This window comes from Paenibacillus sp. FSL R7-0331 (assembly GCF_000758645.1).
GTDB lineage: Bacteria > Bacillota > Bacilli > Paenibacillales > Paenibacillaceae > Paenibacillus_AQ > Paenibacillus_AQ camerounensis.
The window spans coordinates 6,341,124-6,361,433 of record NZ_CP009284.1 but is presented as its reverse complement, the minus strand read 5'-3'; the positions used below and the strand labels follow the sequence as shown (position 1 = coordinate 6,361,433).

The window sequence follows — 20,310 nt, the reverse complement described above, 5'->3', positions numbered from 1 at the left end:
CATCCCGAAGGGACAGCCCTGCAGTTGGCGCATTCCGCAGGAACAGCCCCCGGAGCGCCAAAAGTTCAAGCGGTCCCGCAGGGACAAGCGATCCCAACACCCAAGTAACTGAGTCCGACCAACCCAGCTCCTTCGCCAACCCTTGCGGGTGTCCAGAGGGTACAACCCTTGGGGCCCTCCCTTGGCAAAGGGAGGGTTTGGGAGGGGGCGAAAATGTTTTCCCAAAATATTTCCGTATTTGAAATTGGAGGTTTTACCGTTGGCGAACGAAAGTATAGTAATCAAAGGCGCGCGAGCGCATAATCTCAAGAACATCGACGTAACGATCCCGCGGGACCGCTTCGTTGTGCTGACGGGACTTAGCGGCTCCGGCAAATCTTCGCTGGCGTTCGATACGATCTATGCCGAAGGACAACGGCGTTATGTGGAATCCCTTTCCGCCTATGCCCGCCAGTTCCTTGGCCAGATGGAGAAGCCGGATGTTGATTCCATCGACGGTTTATCCCCGGCAATTTCTATTGACCAGAAGACTACGAGCCGCAATCCGCGCTCGACGGTAGGTACGGTAACGGAGATTTATGACTACCTGCGTCTGTTATTTGCCCGGATCGGCCATCCGCACTGTCCGGACCACGGCATTGAGATAACCTCACAGACCGTTGAACAGATGGTTGACCGGATTATGCAGTATCCCGAGAAGACCCGGCTGCAGATTCTCGCACCGGTTATTTCCGGCCGCAAGGGCGAGCACAAAGGTCTGTTCAGCGACATCTCCAAGCAGGGCTTCGTCCGTGTGCGTGTGGATGGAGAGCTGCGTGAGGTAACGGAAGAGATTGAGCTGGAAAAAAACAAGAAGCACACTATTGAAGTTGTAGTGGACCGGATTGTCATCAAGGACGATGTGCAGACCCGGCTGACTGACTCGCTGGAAACAGCACTTAAGCTGTCCGGCGGCCAGATTCTGGTGGATATTATCGGTCAGGAGGAGCTGCTGTTCAGCTCGAACTTTGCCTGCCCGGTGTGCGGCTTCAGTATTGAGGAGCTGGCGCCGCGGATGTTCTCCTTCAACAGCCCTTTCGGGGCCTGCCCGGAATGTGACGGCCTCGGGGTGAACATGGTTGTCGATCCGGAACTGCTGATTCCCGACTCTGAGAAGTCGGTGGAGGACGGGGCTTTTCTGGCCTGGACAGGCAGTACCTCCAACTACTATCCGCAGTTTCTGAAATCGGTCTGTGAGCATTTCAAGATTCCGCAGAATGTGCCGGTAAGCACGCTGTCACCGGATCAGATGAACAAGCTGCTGTACGGAACAGGCAGCGAGAAGATCCGCTTCCGCTATGAGAATGATTTTGGACAGAAGAAGGATGCACTAGTGGCTTTCGAAGGGATTATTCCTAACCTGGAACGTCGATACCGGGACACAGCCTCGGAAGGAATCCGTGAATTCATTGAAGGCTTCATGAGCGCTAAGCCTTGTCATGTGTGCAAAGGCAAACGGCTGAAGAAGGAAATTCTTGCTGTTACCATTAACGACAGGAACGTAGCGGATGTTACAGACCTGTCCATTGGGGACTGCCAGGAGTTCTTCGTAAATCTCGTGCTGAATGAAAAAGAAACAGCCATCGCCAATCTGATCCTGAAGGAAATCAGCAGCCGGCTCGGCTTCCTGGTTAACGTCGGACTGAACTATCTGACGCTTAGCCGTGCGGCGGGGTCACTCTCCGGGGGCGAAGCACAGCGTATCAGACTGGCGACGCAGATCGGCTCCAGCCTAATGGGGGTCCTTTACATTCTGGATGAGCCGAGTATCGGGCTGCATCAGCGGGATAATGACCGGCTGATCTCAACATTGGCCCATATGCGCGATCTTGGCAACACACTGATTGTAGTTGAGCATGACGAGGATACGATGATGGCTGCTGATTATATCATCGACATCGGCCCGGGTGCGGGTATCCATGGGGGAAGCGTAATTGCCCAGGGTACGCCGCAGGAGATCATGGATGATCCGAAGTCACTGACCGGGGAGTACCTCAGCGGACGTAAGTTCATTCCGGTAACCTCCAAGCGGCGGGCAACCGATGACCGCTGGATTGAAATCCGCGGAGCCAAAGAGAATAATCTTAAGAACGTTAACGTGAAGATCCCGCTGGGTGTCTTTACAGCAGTAACTGGTGTCTCGGGCTCAGGCAAGTCCTCGCTGGTTAATGAGATTCTCTATAAGAGCCTGGCCCGCCAGCTGAACAGAGCCGTTAAGGTGCGTCCGGGTCTGCATAAGGAAATCCGGGGCCTTGAGAACCTGGACAAGGTTATCGAGATCGACCAGTCGCCGATCGGCCGAACTCCGCGTTCGAACCCGGCAACCTATACCGGCGTATTCGATGATATCCGTGACCTGTTCTCGAAGACCAATGAGGCTAAGGTGCGCGGCTTCCAGAAGGGCCGGTTCAGCTTCAATGTAAAGGGCGGACGCTGTGAGGCTTGCCGCGGGGACGGAATTATCAAGATTGAGATGCACTTCCTGCCGGATGTATATGTGCCTTGTGAAGTATGTAAGGGCAAGCGGTACAACCGGGAGACACTGGAGGTCAAATATAAAGGCAAGAGTATTGCCGATGTGCTGGAAATGACTGTGGAGGACGCAACCGAGTTCTTCAAAAACATTCCGAAAATTCACCGCAAGATGCAGACGCTGCTGGATGTCGGCCTCGGTTACATCAACATCGGACAGCCGGGAACAACACTGTCAGGCGGTGAAGCCCAGCGCGTGAAGCTGGCCTCCGAGCTGTACCGCCGCAGCACCGGCAAGACGCTCTATATTCTGGATGAGCCTACTACAGGGCTGCATGTGGACGATATCGGCCGCCTGCTGGAGGTGCTGCACCGTCTGGTGGATTCCGGCGAATCTGTTCTGGTCATTGAGCATAATCTCGATGTCATCAAAACTGCGGATTACCTCATCGATATGGGACCTGAAGGCGGCAGCGGCGGCGGTACGGTTCTTGCTACCGGAACGCCGGAGAAGTTAATTACAGTTGAGGAATCGTACACCGGCAGATATCTGAAGCCGATCCTGATCCGCGATACTGAGCGGACAAAGGCACTGGAGCTGCAGACGCCGGAGACGGTATAAGAGTGAAGCAGCAGGTTTCTTTTACGGGATAGTTAAGACAAGCTGTGATTTAGAGCGCTGCAGGCGGGTATCCGTTTGCGGCGCTCTTTTTGCATGTGCAGCAGTACGTCAACTTTAAAAATCACATTTATTAGCTAGTGATACACAAGGATAAAAATTTTTTACAACAATTACAGCGGTTTTTGAAGAATTCCTATTGCACTGCTCTAATGGTAACGATAACATAAAGGTAGATATGAATGAGATGAACCTGCTTGTCAATCCTTTTTGGGAGGTAATGCCATGCTGCTGGCAGAGGCTGCTGTACAAGAAACGTCTACCTTTCATACCTTTGACCTCTTTATGATTGCTTTCACCGTGCTGATCTTTATCGGCGTCATCCGGCTGCTCCGTGCTCCGCAGAAGAACAAGTTTGCCATTGCTTTTGGCGTAGTCAGTCTGCTCGTCTTTCTTGTTTCGGATTATGCGATGGTTATGAATTGGTTGAGCTGAGAAGAACGGCGGAATATCTTGCGTTAGGCTAACTGCAGATGATGTTAAAGCCCGAAAGACTCCTTTTAACGCTGCCGGCGTGGATAAAGGCGTCTTTTTCATATGGGCGGCAGCATGCATAATTGTAATTATTATAGATAAATGTTGGCAAACCGATAGCGGATAGCTGTGATATTTGATACAATTAATAAGTTAAAGGTTTGGAAATGGCCCGCCAAGCGGCGGTTTGGGAGGATATAAATGAACGAGCAAGGAATACGCAGAGAAGACGTGGAGCTGCTGGCTCCGGCCGGTGACTGGGAGTGTATGCGTGCAGCAGTGGCGAACGGTGCGGATGCGGTCTTTTTTGGCGTAGAAAAGTTTAATGCGCGGGCGAGAGCCAACAACTTCCGCATGGACGAGCTGCCGGAGATTATGGCTTTTCTTCATAGCTATGGAGTGAAGGGCTTTTTGACGTTTAATATACTGGTGTTTGAGAATGAGCTGGCAGATGCCAAGGAACTGATCGATGCTTGTATTGATGCAGGTGTGGATGCGGTAATTGTCCAGGATTTGGGGCTGGTGCGGATGATTCGTGAAATCTCCCCTGACTTCCCGATTCACGGCTCAACGCAAATGACGATTACTTCGCCCGAAGCGGTGGAGTTTACCAAGCCTTGGGGTATGGAACGTGTCGTACTCGGGCGTGAAAATAACCTGAAGCAGATCAAGACGATCGGTGATCAGGCCCGGCTGCCAATGGAGGTGTTTGTGCATGGTGCGCTGTGTGTTTCCTATTCGGGTCAGTGCCTGACCTCGGAAATGTGGGGCGGCCGGTCCGCGAACCGCGGTGAATGTGCCCAGGCTTGCCGTCTTCCTTATGATCTGATGGTAGATGGTGTTATTCAACCGATGGGTGATGTGACGTATCTGCTGTCCCCGAAGGACCTGGCGGCGATCGACCTGATGCCTGAGCTGATTGAGGCAGGCGTAACCTCCTTTAAAATCGAAGGCCGGCTCAAGACTCCGGAATACGTGGCGAACGTGGTCAGTAAATACCGCAAAGCGATTGACCGTTATTTTGACGGGAACTGGTCGCCTACTTCCAAGGAGGATATGCGTGAGCTGCAGCAGAGCTTTTCGCGCGGCTTTACGCATGGCTTCCTTGAAGGAACGAATAACAAGAAACTGGTGGACGGAACCTTTCCAAAAAGCCGCGGCGTGTATATGGGCACTGTCGAGCAGATTCTGCGGGATGGCGTAGTCTGCCGTATTCATGCTCCGCTTAAGCGCGGGGACGGGATTGTGTTCGACGCCGGAGATCCGACGAAGAAAGAAGAGGGCGGCCGTGTCTATGACCTGCGCCGCAAAGGCGTGAAGCTGGAAGGCGAAGCCGGCGAAGGCTGGATCGTTGACATCGTGCCCGGCCGTAACGACGTGGATCTGCGCAGACTGCATGTCGGTGACCGCATCTGGAAGACGAATGACCCGGCGCTAGACAAATCGCTGCGCCAATCCTATGAGACCGAGAAGCCGTATCGTGTCTTCCCGGTCCAGGTGAAGGTCGAAGGCCGCGCCGGAGAGCCGCTGGCCACCTGGTGGACCGACGTTCAGAAGAACGTCACGGTCCAAGTGAATTCGGAGCTGCTGCTGGAAACCGCGCAGAAGCGCCCGATGGATACCGCCCTGCTGGAAGAACAATTCGGCCGCCTTGGCGGGACCGTGTTCCAGCTTGAGGCGCTTCGGTCGCAGCTGGAAGGCGACGTGATCGTGCCTATGCGCGAGCTGAACAGCATCCGCCGCCAGGCGGTGGAGCTGCTTGCCGGCGAGCGCCCGAAGCCGCCCGTCTACGTGAAACGGGCGGTAGAGGTGTACGGCGACGCTGCCCGCAGGGACGGCGCGGGGGTGCGCGGTGAAGCGGAGCTTACCGCGCTGTGCCGCAGCCTGCCGCAGGTACAGGCTGCGCTCGAAGCGGGCGTAACGAACATTTACGCCGACTTTGAGTTCATCAAGCAGTTCCCGGCAGCGGTAGATGCTGTACGGGCTGCGGGCGCCAGCATTGCGCTGGCTACGCCGCGCATCCATATGCCGGGCGAGAACGGCTATCATGCCAACATTCTGCGCCTGCAGCCGGATGCAGTACTGGTGCGCAACACCGGCGCTCTGTATTACTACCTCAAGCACCGGATGGAGCACCCGGATGCACAGCATCCGCGCCTGATCGGCGACTTCTCACTGAACATCGCTAACCACAAAGCAGTTGACCTGTTCCTGGAATCAGGCCTGGATGCAGTAACGCCATCCTATGACTTGAACATTCAGCAGATGGTTGATCTGCTCGGACGGAGTGACACCTCACGTATGGAGGTCGTGATTCACCAGCATCTGCCGATGTTCCACACCGAGCACTGTGTGTACTGCACCTTCATGAGTGAAGGTACGAACTACACGAACTGCGGCCGTCCCTGCGAAGAGCAGCGTGCCTCTCTGCAGGACCGGATCGGCATGTCTCATCCTGTCCGTGTAGACGAAGGCTGCCGTAACACTGTATATAATGCGGTGGAACAGTCCGGTGCAGAATACCTGAACAATTTCCGTGACCTGGGCGTATCCTCCTTCCGGGTGGAGTTCCTGGAAGAAACGCCGGAGCAGGTGGCAGAGGTCATCAGCCTTTACACACGTGCCCTGCGCGGTGAAATCTCCGGTACCCAGGTTTGGAAGAGCCTTAAGGCAACTAATCAGCTTGGTGTAACACGCGGACAGCTGGTTAACGCTAAGTAAGTCCGGATTATTATATAAAGCCAGGGTCACTCAGAAGCATTATATGCTGAACTTGAGTACGCCCTGGCTATTTTAGCATATACAGTATCTGTTCCTAACATATAACAATTTAACTGCCAAAATACCTTGTTAACTGCTATAATTGAATTTATTATGCCCAGTTTCGCCTAAATTTGGGCCATTTCAAAAGAACCGAAATCAGAAGGAGCTATGTCATGAAAATCCGTAAAGCGATTATTCCTGCGGCTGGTCTGGGTACACGCTTCCTGCCTGCTACCAAAGCAATGCCCAAAGAAATGCTGCCTATTGTAGACAAGCCGACGATTCAATATATTGTCGAAGAAGCTGTAGCTTCCGGCATTGAAGATATCATCATCGTTACCGGTAAGGGAAAACGGGCGATTGAGGACCACTTTGACAATTCATTTGAGCTGGAATTCAACCTTGCTGAGAAGCAGAAGTGGGAGCTGCTGGAGTCTGTACGCAAATCCTCTGAGATGGCTGACATCCATTATATCCGTCAAAAGGAGCCGCGCGGCTTGGGGCATGCCATCTGGTGCGCCCGTAAATTTATCGGCAATGAGCCGTTTGCAGTATTGCTTGGTGACGATATCGTCGAGGCAGAGAAGCCGTGCCTGAAGCAGATGATCGAAGTCTACGAAGAATACAAGTCCTCCATTGTCGGAGTGCAGCCTGTGCCTTGGGAAGAAGTATCCCGTTACGGGCTCGTAGACGGCACTGAGCTGGCAGACCGGGTCTACAAAGCCAACAGGCTGGTGGAGAAGCCGAAGCGTGAAGATGCTCCGTCCAACCTGGCTATTCTGGGACGTTACATTCTAACCCCGCGGATTTTTGATATGCTTGGCGAACAGCAGGTTGGAGTAGGCGGAGAAATTCAGCTGACAGATGCAATTGCACGACTGAGCGAAGTTGAGCGGATTATAGCTTATGACTTTGTGGGCAGACGCCATGATGTCGGCGAGAAAATGGGCTTTATCCAGACGACCATTCATTATGCAATGCAGCATGAGGAGCTAAAGGAAGGGTTGCTGGATTATCTTAAAGAGGTTATCAACAGTGAGGCAGCGAAGGCGGGGCAGTTGTAAAGTAATCACATGATTATGTAACTAGCCTGCGATTCACATCAAAAAGGGACAAGCTGTATTTAGCAGCCTTGCCCCTTTTTTTATGTTCATATTAGAATTGCATTGCAGCAATTGCATCAACCGCCGCTGCTTCCGCTCCATCAGCAGCAACCAGCAGATCATAGACAGCCTGGTCTTGTCCGCCGCTGCGCTTCAGCACAGCCAGGTACCACCGGGCAATTTCGCGGTTAGTAGTATCTGTGTAATCTTCGCTAAGACCGGATTTGAGTGTGGCCGCCGCTAGCTCATTGTCTCCAGACATCAGCTGCAGCTTACCGGTATTAAGTGCAATGCCAGGCGTAACGGAGAAGGGACGTCCCTGCTGCTGTTCAGGCGGCAGTGTTTTTAAGTGTTCTATTCCTTCAACCACCTGTTTGTAAGCCTCAAGACCGGTGGTAATATACTCTTGTTTCTTGGTATCATCCTTCTGCTCAAGAGCAGTGTAGCCCAAGGAGAAGGAACGGCTGATAATGGAAGCATACCAGTCAATATCCCAGTTGAATTTATAAGCATTATCCCGGTATACAGCCAAGGCGAGATCGCCTTGTCCCTTCAGATCGTAAATACCGGCAAGCTGCTTGAGCAGGTCTTTATTATAAGGCTCATCTTCCAGCGCCCGGGTTACAAGGTTATATGCCTCATCAAGATACTGGGTATCCTGGGTCTGGTTGTAGACCTGCTGATCCATTGAGGACAGGTAAATGACCGATTCCGGATGGTACGGGCGTTTGTCCAGAGCCTTCACCAGCGGTGCTTTGATTTCTTCATAAGATTGGCTGACGCCGACGAGATTCTTGGCATTCATTGCGGAAGTGCTGGAGCTCAGATAATTAATGGAAAGGAACAGAAGGAAGACAGTCCCTACGCCAACCGCAACCAGATAACCTATCCGCAGTCCAGCCTTATTCCAGTTACGGCGCAGTGCCTTGCTATCCATTGAGGCTCCCATGCCGGCAAGGCCCAGAAAGACCAAGATGCCCATAAATGCATAACTTAAGTTGAAATCCAGCAAGCTGTGAACCAGAATGGACAGTGCAATGATGTAGTAGAAGTAACCGTTGGCAAAATCGTCTTTATCACGCTTTAGGTATCCGCGGATGTATTTGTAGAACACATATCCGATAAAGCCAACAAACACGATAAATCCGATAATTCCAACCTCAATCAGATACTGCAGGAAGAAGTTGTGTACCTGACGGCTTATATACGGGTTGTTCTGATACTGCTCATAAAGAGACGCCCAGCCGCCGCCGCCAGCTCCTAGAATAGGGTAGTCTTTAACGACCTTCATGGCATCCTTATAAAAAGTGAACCGTTCCAGTACACTATGCTGCTTAAAGTTAATGTTCTCCAGCCTGGTTTCAATGTTAGCCGGCAGAATGCTGCGGACGCTTGTCCCGATCAGCAGGAAAGCAACAATCCCCACCAGAACGAGCGAGCCGAGCGGTAACCAGAGACCGGTTCCTTTACGCGATCCCCAAGCTCCTAGCTTGTTCTCCAGCCAAGGTGCTACATAACGCTGTATAACCCATCCGAGCCCTGCTACTATAATAGAAGTAACAATCAGGTAAGCCCAGCCTTTAAAGGCAGCCCCGGAAGTGAAAGCCGTATTCAGCTCGATTCCGAGAGTGGTCAGCGGGTTCGTTACTGCCAGCGCAGAAATGCCGGCAATCGCCAGATGAATAATCCAGAGAATCTGCTGGGCCGGTTTTAGCAGAATCAGCAGCAGGATAAATACGACAGGCAGCATAACAAGTCCGCCGCGGGATAGGGTAAGCAGCAGCGATACGATAATCGGTACTAGCATGAACCCGTGGGTTAGTGTGCCATACCACTTTTTGGAGCGGATCAGGGCGAATACAGCTACGAACAGGAAGGCCATCAGGAAGGCTGCATACGTATTCGCATATTGGAAAATGGAGGTTAAACGCAGACCGTTAGAGTCAGTCATAACGGCATCCAAATATTTACCACCGCGAACCGTGTTCGAGAACCATCCGACCAGACCTCCGGCAAATTTCGCGCCGCCAAGCCAGTTAATCAGACCAAACATGACAATAAAATAGGAAATGGCAAGAACCGCATTCTGTATGACAACATTTAGTTGCTTTTGCTTGATGAGATATAGAGCTATAATAAATATTGCAATGTACATGCTCTGAATGAGCAGCAGATTCATCGCCATATAATGCGAAGCCGCGCCAAAAAGCGACAAAGCGTATGTGACAGGCAGTAGTAAAGATGCAACAACAAGCAGGTCGCGCTGCTCCTCCAGCTTGAACTTAGTGAAGTACAAGCCCATCCAGATCAGTAGTAACAGACTACTGAGCAGTGAGGATATGTAGATCGGTTTTTCGAAGTCTAATTGCTGTCCGTTAAACAAGCCGACCTGGAATGGGGTCCAGATCAAAAACAGGATAAAAGCAACAACCAATGCCCATACCGGGCTGGATATCTTTTCAACATTTCTCGACTGAGCTGCATTTTTACCGTATACTGGTTTCGACACGTTTTAATCTCCTTTTCCTGTAGGTACGACAATATTTTAGCATAATGCTAACTTCCATTACTACTAAATATGAAATGAACAAGAGGGACAGTATGATATCAAGATTGAAAAAAACAAACAAATTAATTATCGAATTATCAAAGAGTGATTTTAAAAAAAGATACCTTGGCTCCTATCTGGGTGTAGTATGGGCCTTTATTCAACCGTTAATTTCATTATTATTGTTTTGGTTTGTTTTTCAAGTGGGCTTTAGAAATACCCCCATAGATGATGCTCCCTTTATCCTGTGGTTGGCCTGTGCCATTATACCATGGAATTTTTTTGCAGATGCTGTTCAGACTTCCACAAATTCAGTAATTGAAAATAATTTTTTAGTGAAAAAAGTGGTATTTAAATTAGAAATCTTACCCGTTATAAAAATATATTCAGCGTTATTTGTGCATCTTTTCTTTATAGTTTTTTTGTTTGCCATGTTCTTTATATACGGATACGGATTCTCCTGGTATTATTTGCAGGTGTTTTACTATTTATTATCCAGTATTCTTCTTGTATTAGGTATCTCATGGATAACTAGCTCGGTTGTGCTTTTCTTTAAGGATACGGCACAAATAGTCATCATGTTTGTTCAATTCGGTTTTTGGTTAACGCCTATATTTTATTCCATAAATACGATACCTGAACGATTCAGATTTTTATTGAAAATAAATCCAATGTACTATATTACTGATGGATATAGAAGAACGTTTATTTATCGCCAGTGGTTTTGGCAGGATATGAAGCTTACCGTGTATTTCTGGATAGTAACGCTTATATTATTGTTTACAGGTTATTTCCTTTATCGAAAGTTAAAGCCGCATTTTGCAGACGTAATGTAAGGGAGATTAGTATGGGACAAATGAATGCTATTGAGGTGAAAGACCTCACTAAAATATATAAACTTTATAACAAGCAGACGGACCGGCTTAAAGAGACGCTTAGCTTTTCCAAAAAGAAATACCACAAAGACTTTAAAGCGCTGGATCTTATTTCATTTAATGTACAAACCGGAGAGTGTTTGGGGATCATCGGAAAGAATGGCTCAGGTAAGTCTACTTTGCTAAAAATCTTGACGGGTGTTCTTACCCCGACTTCGGGACACATTGAAGTATCTGGTAAAATTTCTGCTTTGCTTGAACTGGGGGCCGGGTTTAATCCTGATCTTACTGGTATGGAAAACATTTATTTAAATGGGACGATTATGGGGTATTCCCATTCCGAGATGAGCGAGAAGGTTGACAGTATTTTGGCTTTTGCTGATATTGGTGAATTTATATATCAACCTGTCAAGTCCTACTCAAGCGGGATGTTTGTTCGGCTTGCATTTGCTGTGGCCATTAATGTTGAACCGGATATTCTAATCATTGATGAAGCATTGAGCGTTGGTGATTTAAGATTTCAGCAGAAATGCTACCGCAAAATAGATGAGCTGAAAAAGACGAAAACAGTATTGTTTGTCACTCATGATTTATCAGTAATTAATAAATATTGTGATAGGGTTCTGTGGATTAATGAAGGGGTTTTACTTGAAGATGGAGATCCGAAAATGATTTCCAAAAAGTATCAGGCCTTTATGATTGGCGCGGATTTCAGGAAAATTAATTTCAAAGAGCAGATTGAATCGATTGGAAGCGCTGCTGTTGGAATTGAAGATGAGATTGATTCTCTGAATGATGAGCTGGATGTTATGGGTGATGACAAGGCGATGATTACCGGGATATCCTTGCTTGATTCGATTTCTGGAGAGAAGACAAGCGTAGTTGAAGGAAATCAGGAACTAAAGCTTCTAATGAAGATTGATGTACTGCAAAAACTGGAGAATCCGATTATTGGCTTTTCTATAAAGGATCGTTTAGGGACGATCATTAGCCAGACTAACAGCTATGTGCTAGGGAGTGACCTGGCAACACTTAATCCTGACAAAAATAATGTGTTCAGCTTTGATTTTCGTTTTCCCAATCTGAATCACGGACAATATACGATTTCTCCGGCTATTGCGTCCGGCACTCAAGAAGACCACCGTCAGCATAGCTGGGTTCATGACGCATTGGTGCTTCAGGTTCTTCCTCTCGGCTACGAAGAGTTAAGTGGTATAGTTCATTTAAGTGATGTTGCATTTTCATCTTTAAAATAGAGGGCGGCGATTGAATTGGATTTTACCGGTGAACGCTTTATTCCGGGCGTGACGGATAAGGAATTAGAGATAGAACATATTCAGCGATATGAAATCCTGCAGGATTTCGTTAAGGGCAAGCGGGTTTTGGATGCAGCCTGCGGAGAAGGGTATGGTTCCTATTTGCTATCCAAAGGGGCAGCTTCCGTTGAGGGACTGGATATAAGTTCAGAATCTATAATGAATGCTCAACTAAAATATAACAAAGATAATTTGAATTACTCTGTAGGCAGTATCGATCAATTGCCTTTTCAGAATGATTCTTTCGATATTGTGGTTTCTTTCGAGACCCTTGAACATGTAAATGAAGAGATGCAAGTGAATTTCATGCATGAAGTAACAAGAGTGCTTGCCAGTGGCGGTACATTAATTATCTCTACGCCTAATAAACAGTTTTATTCGGATATGCCTCAGTATAACAATCCCTTCCATGTAAAAGAGCTGTATAAAGAAGAATTTATTCAGTTGCTGCAAACCTTTTATAAAACAGTGAATGTAGCTTCGCAACGGTTTGAAGTAGCCAGTGTGATCGATTCCGAAAATGCTGCGGGAGAGCTTTATGTAGGGAGCAATAATGTATCCGATAGTGAAGTATACCAAAAATATATGATAGCCTTCTGTTCGGATGTTGCGGAGAACGCAGCCCCTGTAGCCTCAGTGGGGGTATTTACCGGTAAATATAATGAAGTGATATCCAGAGTTTTATCGTTACAGGATGAAGTAGAGGAGCGAAATCAACATATTGTTAATCTGGATCATGAGATTAATAGTCTTCGCGATACTACCTGTTCCGAAATAAAAGAGCTTGGCGCCCGGGTGCTTGCTAAAGAGAATCAATTGGCATTGGTGGAGGGGAAGTTACAGGAAGCTGCAACGGAAATTACAAAGCGTACAGAAGAAATTCAAAAGCTTGCAGACAACCTTGCTGCCATGAAAGTTGAACTTAACAACAAAAGAGGACATATCGACCTTTTATTACAAAAAGATCGCGAGCTTCAAAACATACAGTCCTCCACCGGATGGAAGTTTTTACGCAGCTACTACAGGTTCAGAGATTCTATTATCCCTCTAGACAGCAAGAGAAGGGTTATTGGGAAATTGGCCGTTAAGACACTAAAGCATCCCAGACTAATGCTTTCTAAACTGAATAAGGGTAATCTGAGAAAATTTAAGTACTATCTTGAAACAGAGGATGCCAATCGTCTGGAAGGACGGCTGGATACTTTTGTAGAGCGGCATAACACTGTTGAGCAGAAAGATCTGGAAGTCCAGTTGTATACTGCTGAAGAATATGGAATGCTAACATTCAATGAGTATGAGAATCCGAAAGTGTCGATCATTATTCCTGTATATAATCAGTGGAACTACACGTATTCCTGCCTTACATCTATATTGAAGAATACGGCTGATGTTTCCTATGAGGTTATTATCGCGGACGACATGTCTACGGATGAGACTGTTAATATTGCGAATTATGTAGAAAATATAACGGTGGTCAGAGATGGTGTGAATAGGGGGTTTCTGCTCAATTGCAATAATGCTGCCAAGCGTGCCCGCGGGAAGTATGTATTTTTCCTGAACAATGATACCAGTGTGCAACCAGAATGGTTAAGCTCATTGGTTGAGCTGGCCGACACTAATGAGAATATTGGTATGGTTGGCTCTAAACTGGTCTATCCGGACGGGAGATTACAAGAAGCCGGAGGGATTATATGGAATGATGCAAGCGGATGGAATTATGGCCGCCTAGATGATCCTGAGAAGCCTGAATATAACTATGTTAAAGAGGTAGATTACATTTCAGGTGCGGCCATCCTCATCAGATCCTCTATATGGGAAGAATTGGGCGGGTTTGATGAAAGGTATGTACCAGCGTACTTCGAGGACTCAGATCTTGCATTCGAAATCCGGCAACGGGGTTATAAAGTATTACTGCAGCCTAAATCCGTAGTGGTTCATTTCGAAGGGATTTCTCATGGAACAGATACCAATAGCGGTATTAAGAGCTATCAGGTCAAGAATAAGGAGAAATTTCTGGAAAAGTGGGGCGCTGTGTTGAGCAAAGATCATTATTCAAATGCTGAACATGTTTTTTGGGCGAGAGATCGAAGCGGAAAACGAAAAACAATTGTCGTAGTAGACCACTATGTCCCCCATTATGATAAAGATGCAGGTGGACGCTGTACCTTTTTCTATTTGAAGCTTTTTGTATCATTAGGCTATCATGTTATTTTTATCGGGGATAACTACTTTAGACATGAGCCGTACACGTCTGAGCTGCAATCTCTGGGGATTGAAGTGCTCTACGGTGATTACTATGCCAAAAATATAAATAAATGGATTAGGGCTAATGGTGCTTATATTGATTATGTATATTTGAACCGTCCGCATATCTCCGTTAAATATATCAGTGATTTTAAAAAATTAACCAGGGCTAAAATAGTATACTTCGGGCATGATTTGCATTATTTGCGTGAAATGAGAAATTATGAGCTGACTAAAAATCCGAGTTTAATAAAGTCTTCAGAGGATTGGAAGAAAATTGAGTTCGGATTAATGAATGATGCTGATGTAATTCACGTGGTAGGCTCCTACGAACAGGAACTTCTTCAGAAGGAATTCCCGGATAAGCCCGTTAGAAACATACCATTGTTTCCTTACGGGGATTCATATAGCGAACGAACCGCAATTAATGGTTTTGATGCAAGAAAAGATCTGTTGTTTGTTGGCGGATTCAACCATACACCTAACTACGACGGCATCATTTGGTTCTTGAACGAGGTGTTTCCGCTTATCAAGGAGCGGGATTCTGATATTAAGCTTTATATTGTTGGATCTAATCCTCCTGAAGATTTAAAGGCAAAGGCTACAGAGAAAATTATCGTAACAGGCTTTGTGACAGATGAAGAACTGGAGAATTACTATAGTGTTTCCAGACTTGTAGTAGTTCCTTTGCGGTATGGCGCTGGGGTTAAAGGGAAAGTTGTAGAAGCTTTATACTATCAGGTTCCGATAGTTACTACTTCAATTGGAGCAGAGGGTTTAGAGCAGGCTGAAAGAGTAATGTCGATTGAGAATGAAGCAGATGCATTTGCTGCATCGGTTATTAGGTTGTATGAGAATGAAGAGGTGTGGCTTAACTACTCTGAATCGTCGCAACAATATATTAATCAGTTTTTCTCAGTAGAAGCTGCACGGAAAATTATAGCCTATGATTTTTCTAACCAGGAGAACCCAAAATGATAAACGTAATCCTATGCGGAGGTAATGGAACCCGACTATGGCCGTTATCGAGAACGCTATATCCCAAACAATTCAATAAGCTGATTTCTAATCAGTCGTTATTTCAAATGACGGCATTAAGAAACCGCGAGCTCTGTGATCAAGCCATTATCGTTTCTAATGAAGAACAATATTTCTTGGCGCTTGATCATCTTGAAGAAATTAATATAACAGCAGGCCAATTTTTGTTAGAGCCTGTGGGAAGGAATACTGCACCGGCAATTGCGTTAGCATGCTTTGCAGTGGAAGAGGAGGAGTTGTTGCTGGTAACTCCTTCGGATCATATTGTTAAAAATACCAGTCACTATACTGAATGCATAAATAGTGCTAAGCAACTGGCTGAACAGGACTATATGGTCACCTTTGGGATTACGCCTGGTTATCCGGAGACAGGCTTCGGCTACATTGAATCCAGTGGTTTTGATGTGATTTCCTTTAAGGAAAAGCCGGACAAGATACTGGCTGAACATTACATTAAACGAGGTAATTACTATTGGAACAGCGGGATGTTTCTTTTTAAAGCAGGATTATTTTTGCGGGAGCTAAAGGAGCATGCCCCGGAAATTTACGAGCAATCCTTAAATGCTTATAATCACGCCAAAAAGCGGGATAGCATAGTTAGAATCATGAAAGAGGATATGTTGGCTATTCCATCTGACAGTATAGATTTCGCCGTAATGGAGAGAAGCTCAAGCGTAAAAATGATTCCTTCCGATATCGGCTGGTCGGATTTAGGGAGTTTCGAAGCACTATATGCTGAATTACCCCGCGATGAGGACGACAATACAACTAATGAAAAGGTCATAGGTGTTGATTCCAAGCGCAATCTGGTTATTTCTGACGAACGTTTGATTGCGACTATAGATGTAGAGGATTTAATCATTATTGATACCCCGGACGCCTTATTAATATCAAAACAGGGATCATCGCAAAAGGTTAAAGCAGTGGTAGAGGTGCTGAAGGAACAGAATTCGGAACTGTGTGATAATCACGTCACTGCATACCGTCCATGGGGGCATCATACGGTACTTGATTATACTGAGAATTACAAGATTAAAAAAGTAATTGTAAAACCGGGGAGAAAACTAAGCTCACAGAGACATTATCACCGGAATGAACACTGGATTGTAGTAAGGGGAACTGCATTAGTAACCATTAATGGAGTTGAAACGCTGCTAAGAACAAATGAATCCACTTTTATCCGGATGGGGGAGGAGCATCTGGTTGAGAATCCTGGGAAGATAGATTTGTGTTTAATAGAAGTGCAGGTTGGAGATTACGTTAAAGAAGATGACGTGATTAGATAAACGGTGACTAATTAATGGTTAGAGGGGAAATCATGCAATTAACAAATGAGAGTAATAAGACGGGGAAGAACCTGGAGCAAGTATTAAAGGGAAGAGAAAATTATTTTGACTTAATACGATTAATTGCAGCTATTATGGTTATTTTTTCTCATGCATATCCCCTATCCGGGGCGGGCTATGATGATCCTTTACATCGTTTCTCTAATGGGCAAGTCACACTAGGTAATCTTGCTGTATTTGTTTTCTTTATTATTAGCGGTTTGCTGATAACACAGAGTTATCTATACTCTAATAATATAATTACTTTTTTGAAAGCAAGGGTACTGAGGATATTTCCGGGCTTAATAGGCGTTCTGCTTTTTTCTGCCTTTATTATAGGTCCTTTAGTTACTTCGTTACCATTTGGTGATTATCTAAGTAACAGAGGAGTACTAACCTATTTAAAGGCGGTTTTTCTATTTCCTATGCAGTGGAATTTGCCCGGTGTATTTGAAGATAATGCATACGGGGCAGCTGTAAATGGATCGTTATGGACCATTCCCTTTGAATTCTTATGTTATCTAATTGTTGGAGTCCTGGGATTATTGAGGATTCTAAAGCATAAGTACCTGGTATTGTTTTTGACTGCATGTATCTTCTATTATTATATATTTAGCGGCACAATTGCTCCTGCAGGAGCCGGCCACCTATTCGGCCTGGAAGTAAATACATTAATGGAATTGCTTTTGTTTTTTATGATGGGTACGCTTGCTTGTCTCTTTAAGGATAAAATATTCTTTAATAAACATTTAGCCATGGTATGTTTGCTTGTTTTATATATTTCATTATATTACGGCGGTTTCAAATCTATCTTTGCTGTATGTGGTACCTATGTGATTCTATTTTTGGCTTTTTTACCATCAGGTAAATTGTCAAAAATAACAGCTCGCGGAGATTTTTCGTATGGTATATATCTATATGCATTTCCTGTACAACAGACAATAACGTATTTGTTCGGCGGAAAGACTACGGTTTGGATTAACTTTATACTATCTTTAATGGTCACTTTTGTATTAGCTATATTATCCTGGTATATAGTAGAGCGGAACTTTCTTAAGTTGAAGAAAATGAAGCTTCCGGGAGAAAAGAAGATGTTTTTTGAAATGTTGCTTAAGAAGCGGCTGTTCGGGACCCTGTCTGCTGTATATAACCAGTTATTCCGAGTGAACTGGCTACGTTTCCTGGTGTTTTTTGTTTTGTTTATTATCGGATTCACATTTTACAATGCTAAGCCTAATGAAATAGAATTCCCGTATCTTAAGAGCGAGAGTATTTTTCAAGGCGGATGGCTGCCTCAAAGTAGCTCCGAGAATTACAGATGGGTGGCACAAAGGGCAAGCGTAGATCTGTCATTCCCCTCTAAGGATGTAACCCTTCGGATTGAAGGATTTGTTCCTGAATCCTTTAAAGAAGTAAACTACGCTATTCTATATATTGATAATAATTTAGTCCAGGAAGTTCATATTAAAAGCGGTGAGGGTTTTTTGATGAAAGTTCCCTATAACGGAAAGGGATTATCTCATTTGGTAACTATGGAATTTAATGCAATACATGTACCTGATAAAGATGATGCTGATCAAAGAGAAATGAGTGCTCTTATTAGTAAAATATCAATTGAAGAATAGGGCGGAGAAAATTGGCGAAAAAAGTAATTAATTACAGGGTGGGGATTTTTGGAAGTTTGCTAATTTTGTTAATCATTAATTTAGTTTGGTTTAATAGCTTTGATTTTAGTGTTTTTATGGGCGATGATTTGAATGCATGGAGAATGTTTACGGAGAATACTGGTTTTGTGAATTATTCCTTTCAGACTGCTGCTGCTGATAAGTATAGACCGGTTTATAACATAGTACAGTTCCTTCTTTTTGAAAGCTTTGGACCTAACTATCCAGCATATAGATATATTAACCTTTTGATGAACTATATCATCGCTGTGACGATTTTTTTTGTGCTCTATGCATTGATTAAGGGGAGAAATAAATTTGAGATTCTAGTTCCACTTTTAATTACTTGTCTTTATATTACTTCAAGATTTTCTTATTATAATATACTTCAAACATTTGGTTTAATGGAGGCTCTCTGTTTGTTTTTTTTAGTTCTTATAATAGGAGGCCTTCTCCAATACGATAAAACTAAAAGAGAGAAGTATTTAATACTGATTTGTATTTTGAATTTTTTGATTGTTTTTACACATGAGAGATATATAGTTATATTTCCAGCCTTGGTAATCGCTTTTTGGTTTTTTAGTTTGAAGATAAGAAGGAAGATGCTTTACAGCTGGTTGCTAGTTCTACCTACTATACTGAATTATTTTATAAAAAAAATATTTTTCGCATCTACCTTTCTTGAGGGGACGGGCGGAACAGCAATAGACTTTAACATTCTGCGTATCTTGAAATTTTTTATCTCAGGGACTTTGAATATGTTTGGATTCAATATTGGACTAAGCTATTTAAGTGGTTTAGATTTCACAGAGAGTAGTAAGTATATACAAGTTTTGAGTCTTATTATTCTTGTTACTATATTGTATTTTGTGCTTTTCAGTATAAGGCAAAGTAAGTTCAATAAAAAATATATAGTTGTATTTCTAATAAGTATAGTTTTAATAGGCTCTTTACTGCTGGCAAGCTCGATAACTATTAGACAGGAGTTTAGATGGTTATATGCGCCTTATACAGTGTTTTTAATTTTTGTTTTTTATTTGTTAAAGGACAATTGGAATACAAAAAGAGTATCCATATTTTTAATGGTTTTTGTAACGGCATCTTTAATGTCAAATATATACTATAAAAACTATCAGCATAATGTATTTTTTGTGAGTGCACAAATTATAGCTGAATCTGCTCATGATGAGATCCTTGTAAAGAATGGAGAAGAACTTAAGAAAAAAACTCTTTATATTGAGAAGAATGATACTGCTTTAGATTGGACATTGCTGGACTCATTATTTTTTCAAGTATATACTGACAAGGCCGATTTTAAAGTTAATTACTTTAACAATATAAATGAGATTAATATATTCGAGAAAAATATTAATGATACTCTGATATATAGATTTGACTCAGGCTCGAAGAAATTTATTAATATAAGCGGAGAACTTCTATCCAGCACCATGAAGAAGACCAGTGTAATATTGAACCCGGAGAATTGGAGTATTCCTGACAGCAACTATCCTTTAACTACAATAAAGGGTGAAAAGCTTTATTACAGACTAATTGATTTAGATGCTTTAGGAACTGAATTAATTCGTATGGATACCAATCAGCCTTATATCTTATCGAATAAAGTACAAAGCAATGAGACGATTGCTGAATTGCAACCGAATGAATATGCAATATATAAAGCGAATGATGATTATTATTTTATATGGATTTCTGCACCGGGTGATATTTTATGGAGTAGTCGTATGCTGTATTATACTAGAGAGTAGTGAT

The 20,310-nt window shown here is 44.6% G+C and carries 11 protein-coding genes; 10 read left to right on the top strand and 1 reads right to left on the bottom strand.

The window, feature by feature from the left end; all coding sequences use genetic code 11:
• The first annotated feature begins 259 nt into the window (after positions 1-259).
• From uvrA to galU, 4 genes are all read left to right on the top strand, one after another.
• Entirely contained in the window at positions 260-3,133 is a 2,874-nt protein-coding gene (gene uvrA / locus R70331_RS27815) for an excinuclease ABC subunit UvrA (protein WP_042181180.1), read from the top strand.
• A gap of 282 nt (positions 3,134-3,415) precedes the next feature.
• Positions 3,416-3,625 carry a hypothetical protein gene (locus tag R70331_RS27810; RefSeq protein ID WP_039877472.1) on the top strand — a complete coding sequence of 70 codons (210 nt, stop codon included), beginning with the start codon at positions 3,416-3,418 and terminating at the stop codon, positions 3,623-3,625.
• 240 nt (positions 3,626-3,865) lie between these two features.
• Entirely contained in the window at positions 3,866-6,385 is a 2,520-nt protein-coding gene (locus R70331_RS27805; RefSeq protein WP_042181178.1) for a U32 family peptidase, read from the top strand.
• 215 nt (positions 6,386-6,600) lie between these two features.
• A complete protein-coding gene (galU, locus tag R70331_RS27800; protein ID WP_042181175.1) occupies positions 6,601-7,491 on the top strand; it encodes a UTP--glucose-1-phosphate uridylyltransferase GalU in 891 nt (296 codons plus the stop codon).
• A 91-nt stretch (positions 7,492-7,582) separates the two neighbouring features.
• Here the strand turns inward: galU and R70331_RS27795 are convergent, their stop codons facing one another.
• Positions 7,583-10,039, bottom strand: a complete 2,457-nt coding sequence (locus R70331_RS27795; RefSeq protein ID WP_042181172.1) for an O-antigen ligase family protein — start codon at positions 10,037-10,039, stop codon at positions 7,583-7,585.
• 92 nt (positions 10,040-10,131) lie between these two features.
• Here R70331_RS27795 and R70331_RS27790 point away from each other — a divergent pair, with 92 nt between their 5' ends.
• The 6 genes from R70331_RS27790 to R70331_RS27765 are packed head-to-tail and all read left to right on the top strand — an operon-like array spanning position 10,132 to position 20,306.
• Complete coding sequence (locus R70331_RS27790; RefSeq protein WP_197071373.1) at positions 10,132-10,914, top strand: ABC transporter permease; 783 nt, start codon at positions 10,132-10,134, stop codon at positions 10,912-10,914.
• 11 nt (positions 10,915-10,925) lie between these two features.
• The gene (locus R70331_RS27785) at positions 10,926-12,209 is read left to right on the top strand and encodes an ABC transporter ATP-binding protein (protein ID WP_042181170.1); all 1,284 of its coding nucleotides are present in this window, start codon (positions 10,926-10,928) and stop codon (positions 12,207-12,209) included.
• 15 nt (positions 12,210-12,224) lie between these two features.
• A complete protein-coding gene (locus R70331_RS27780) occupies positions 12,225-15,491 on the top strand; it encodes a glycosyltransferase (protein ID WP_042181168.1) in 3,267 nt (1,088 codons plus the stop codon).
• Positions 15,488-16,837, top strand: coding sequence for a mannose-1-phosphate guanylyltransferase/mannose-6-phosphate isomerase (locus R70331_RS27775; RefSeq protein ID WP_042181166.1), 1,350 nt, complete (start codon positions 15,488-15,490; stop codon positions 16,835-16,837). The genes R70331_RS27780 and R70331_RS27775 overlap by 4 nt, the downstream gene beginning before the upstream one ends.
• A gap of 32 nt (positions 16,838-16,869) precedes the next feature.
• A complete protein-coding gene (locus R70331_RS27770) occupies positions 16,870-18,501 on the top strand; it encodes an acyltransferase family protein (protein WP_052419239.1) in 1,632 nt (543 codons plus the stop codon).
• Between the two features lie 11 nt (positions 18,502-18,512).
• Positions 18,513-20,306, top strand: coding sequence for a hypothetical protein (locus R70331_RS27765; RefSeq protein WP_042181164.1), 1,794 nt, complete (start codon positions 18,513-18,515; stop codon positions 20,304-20,306).
• The last annotated feature ends 4 nt before the right edge of the window (positions 20,307-20,310 follow it).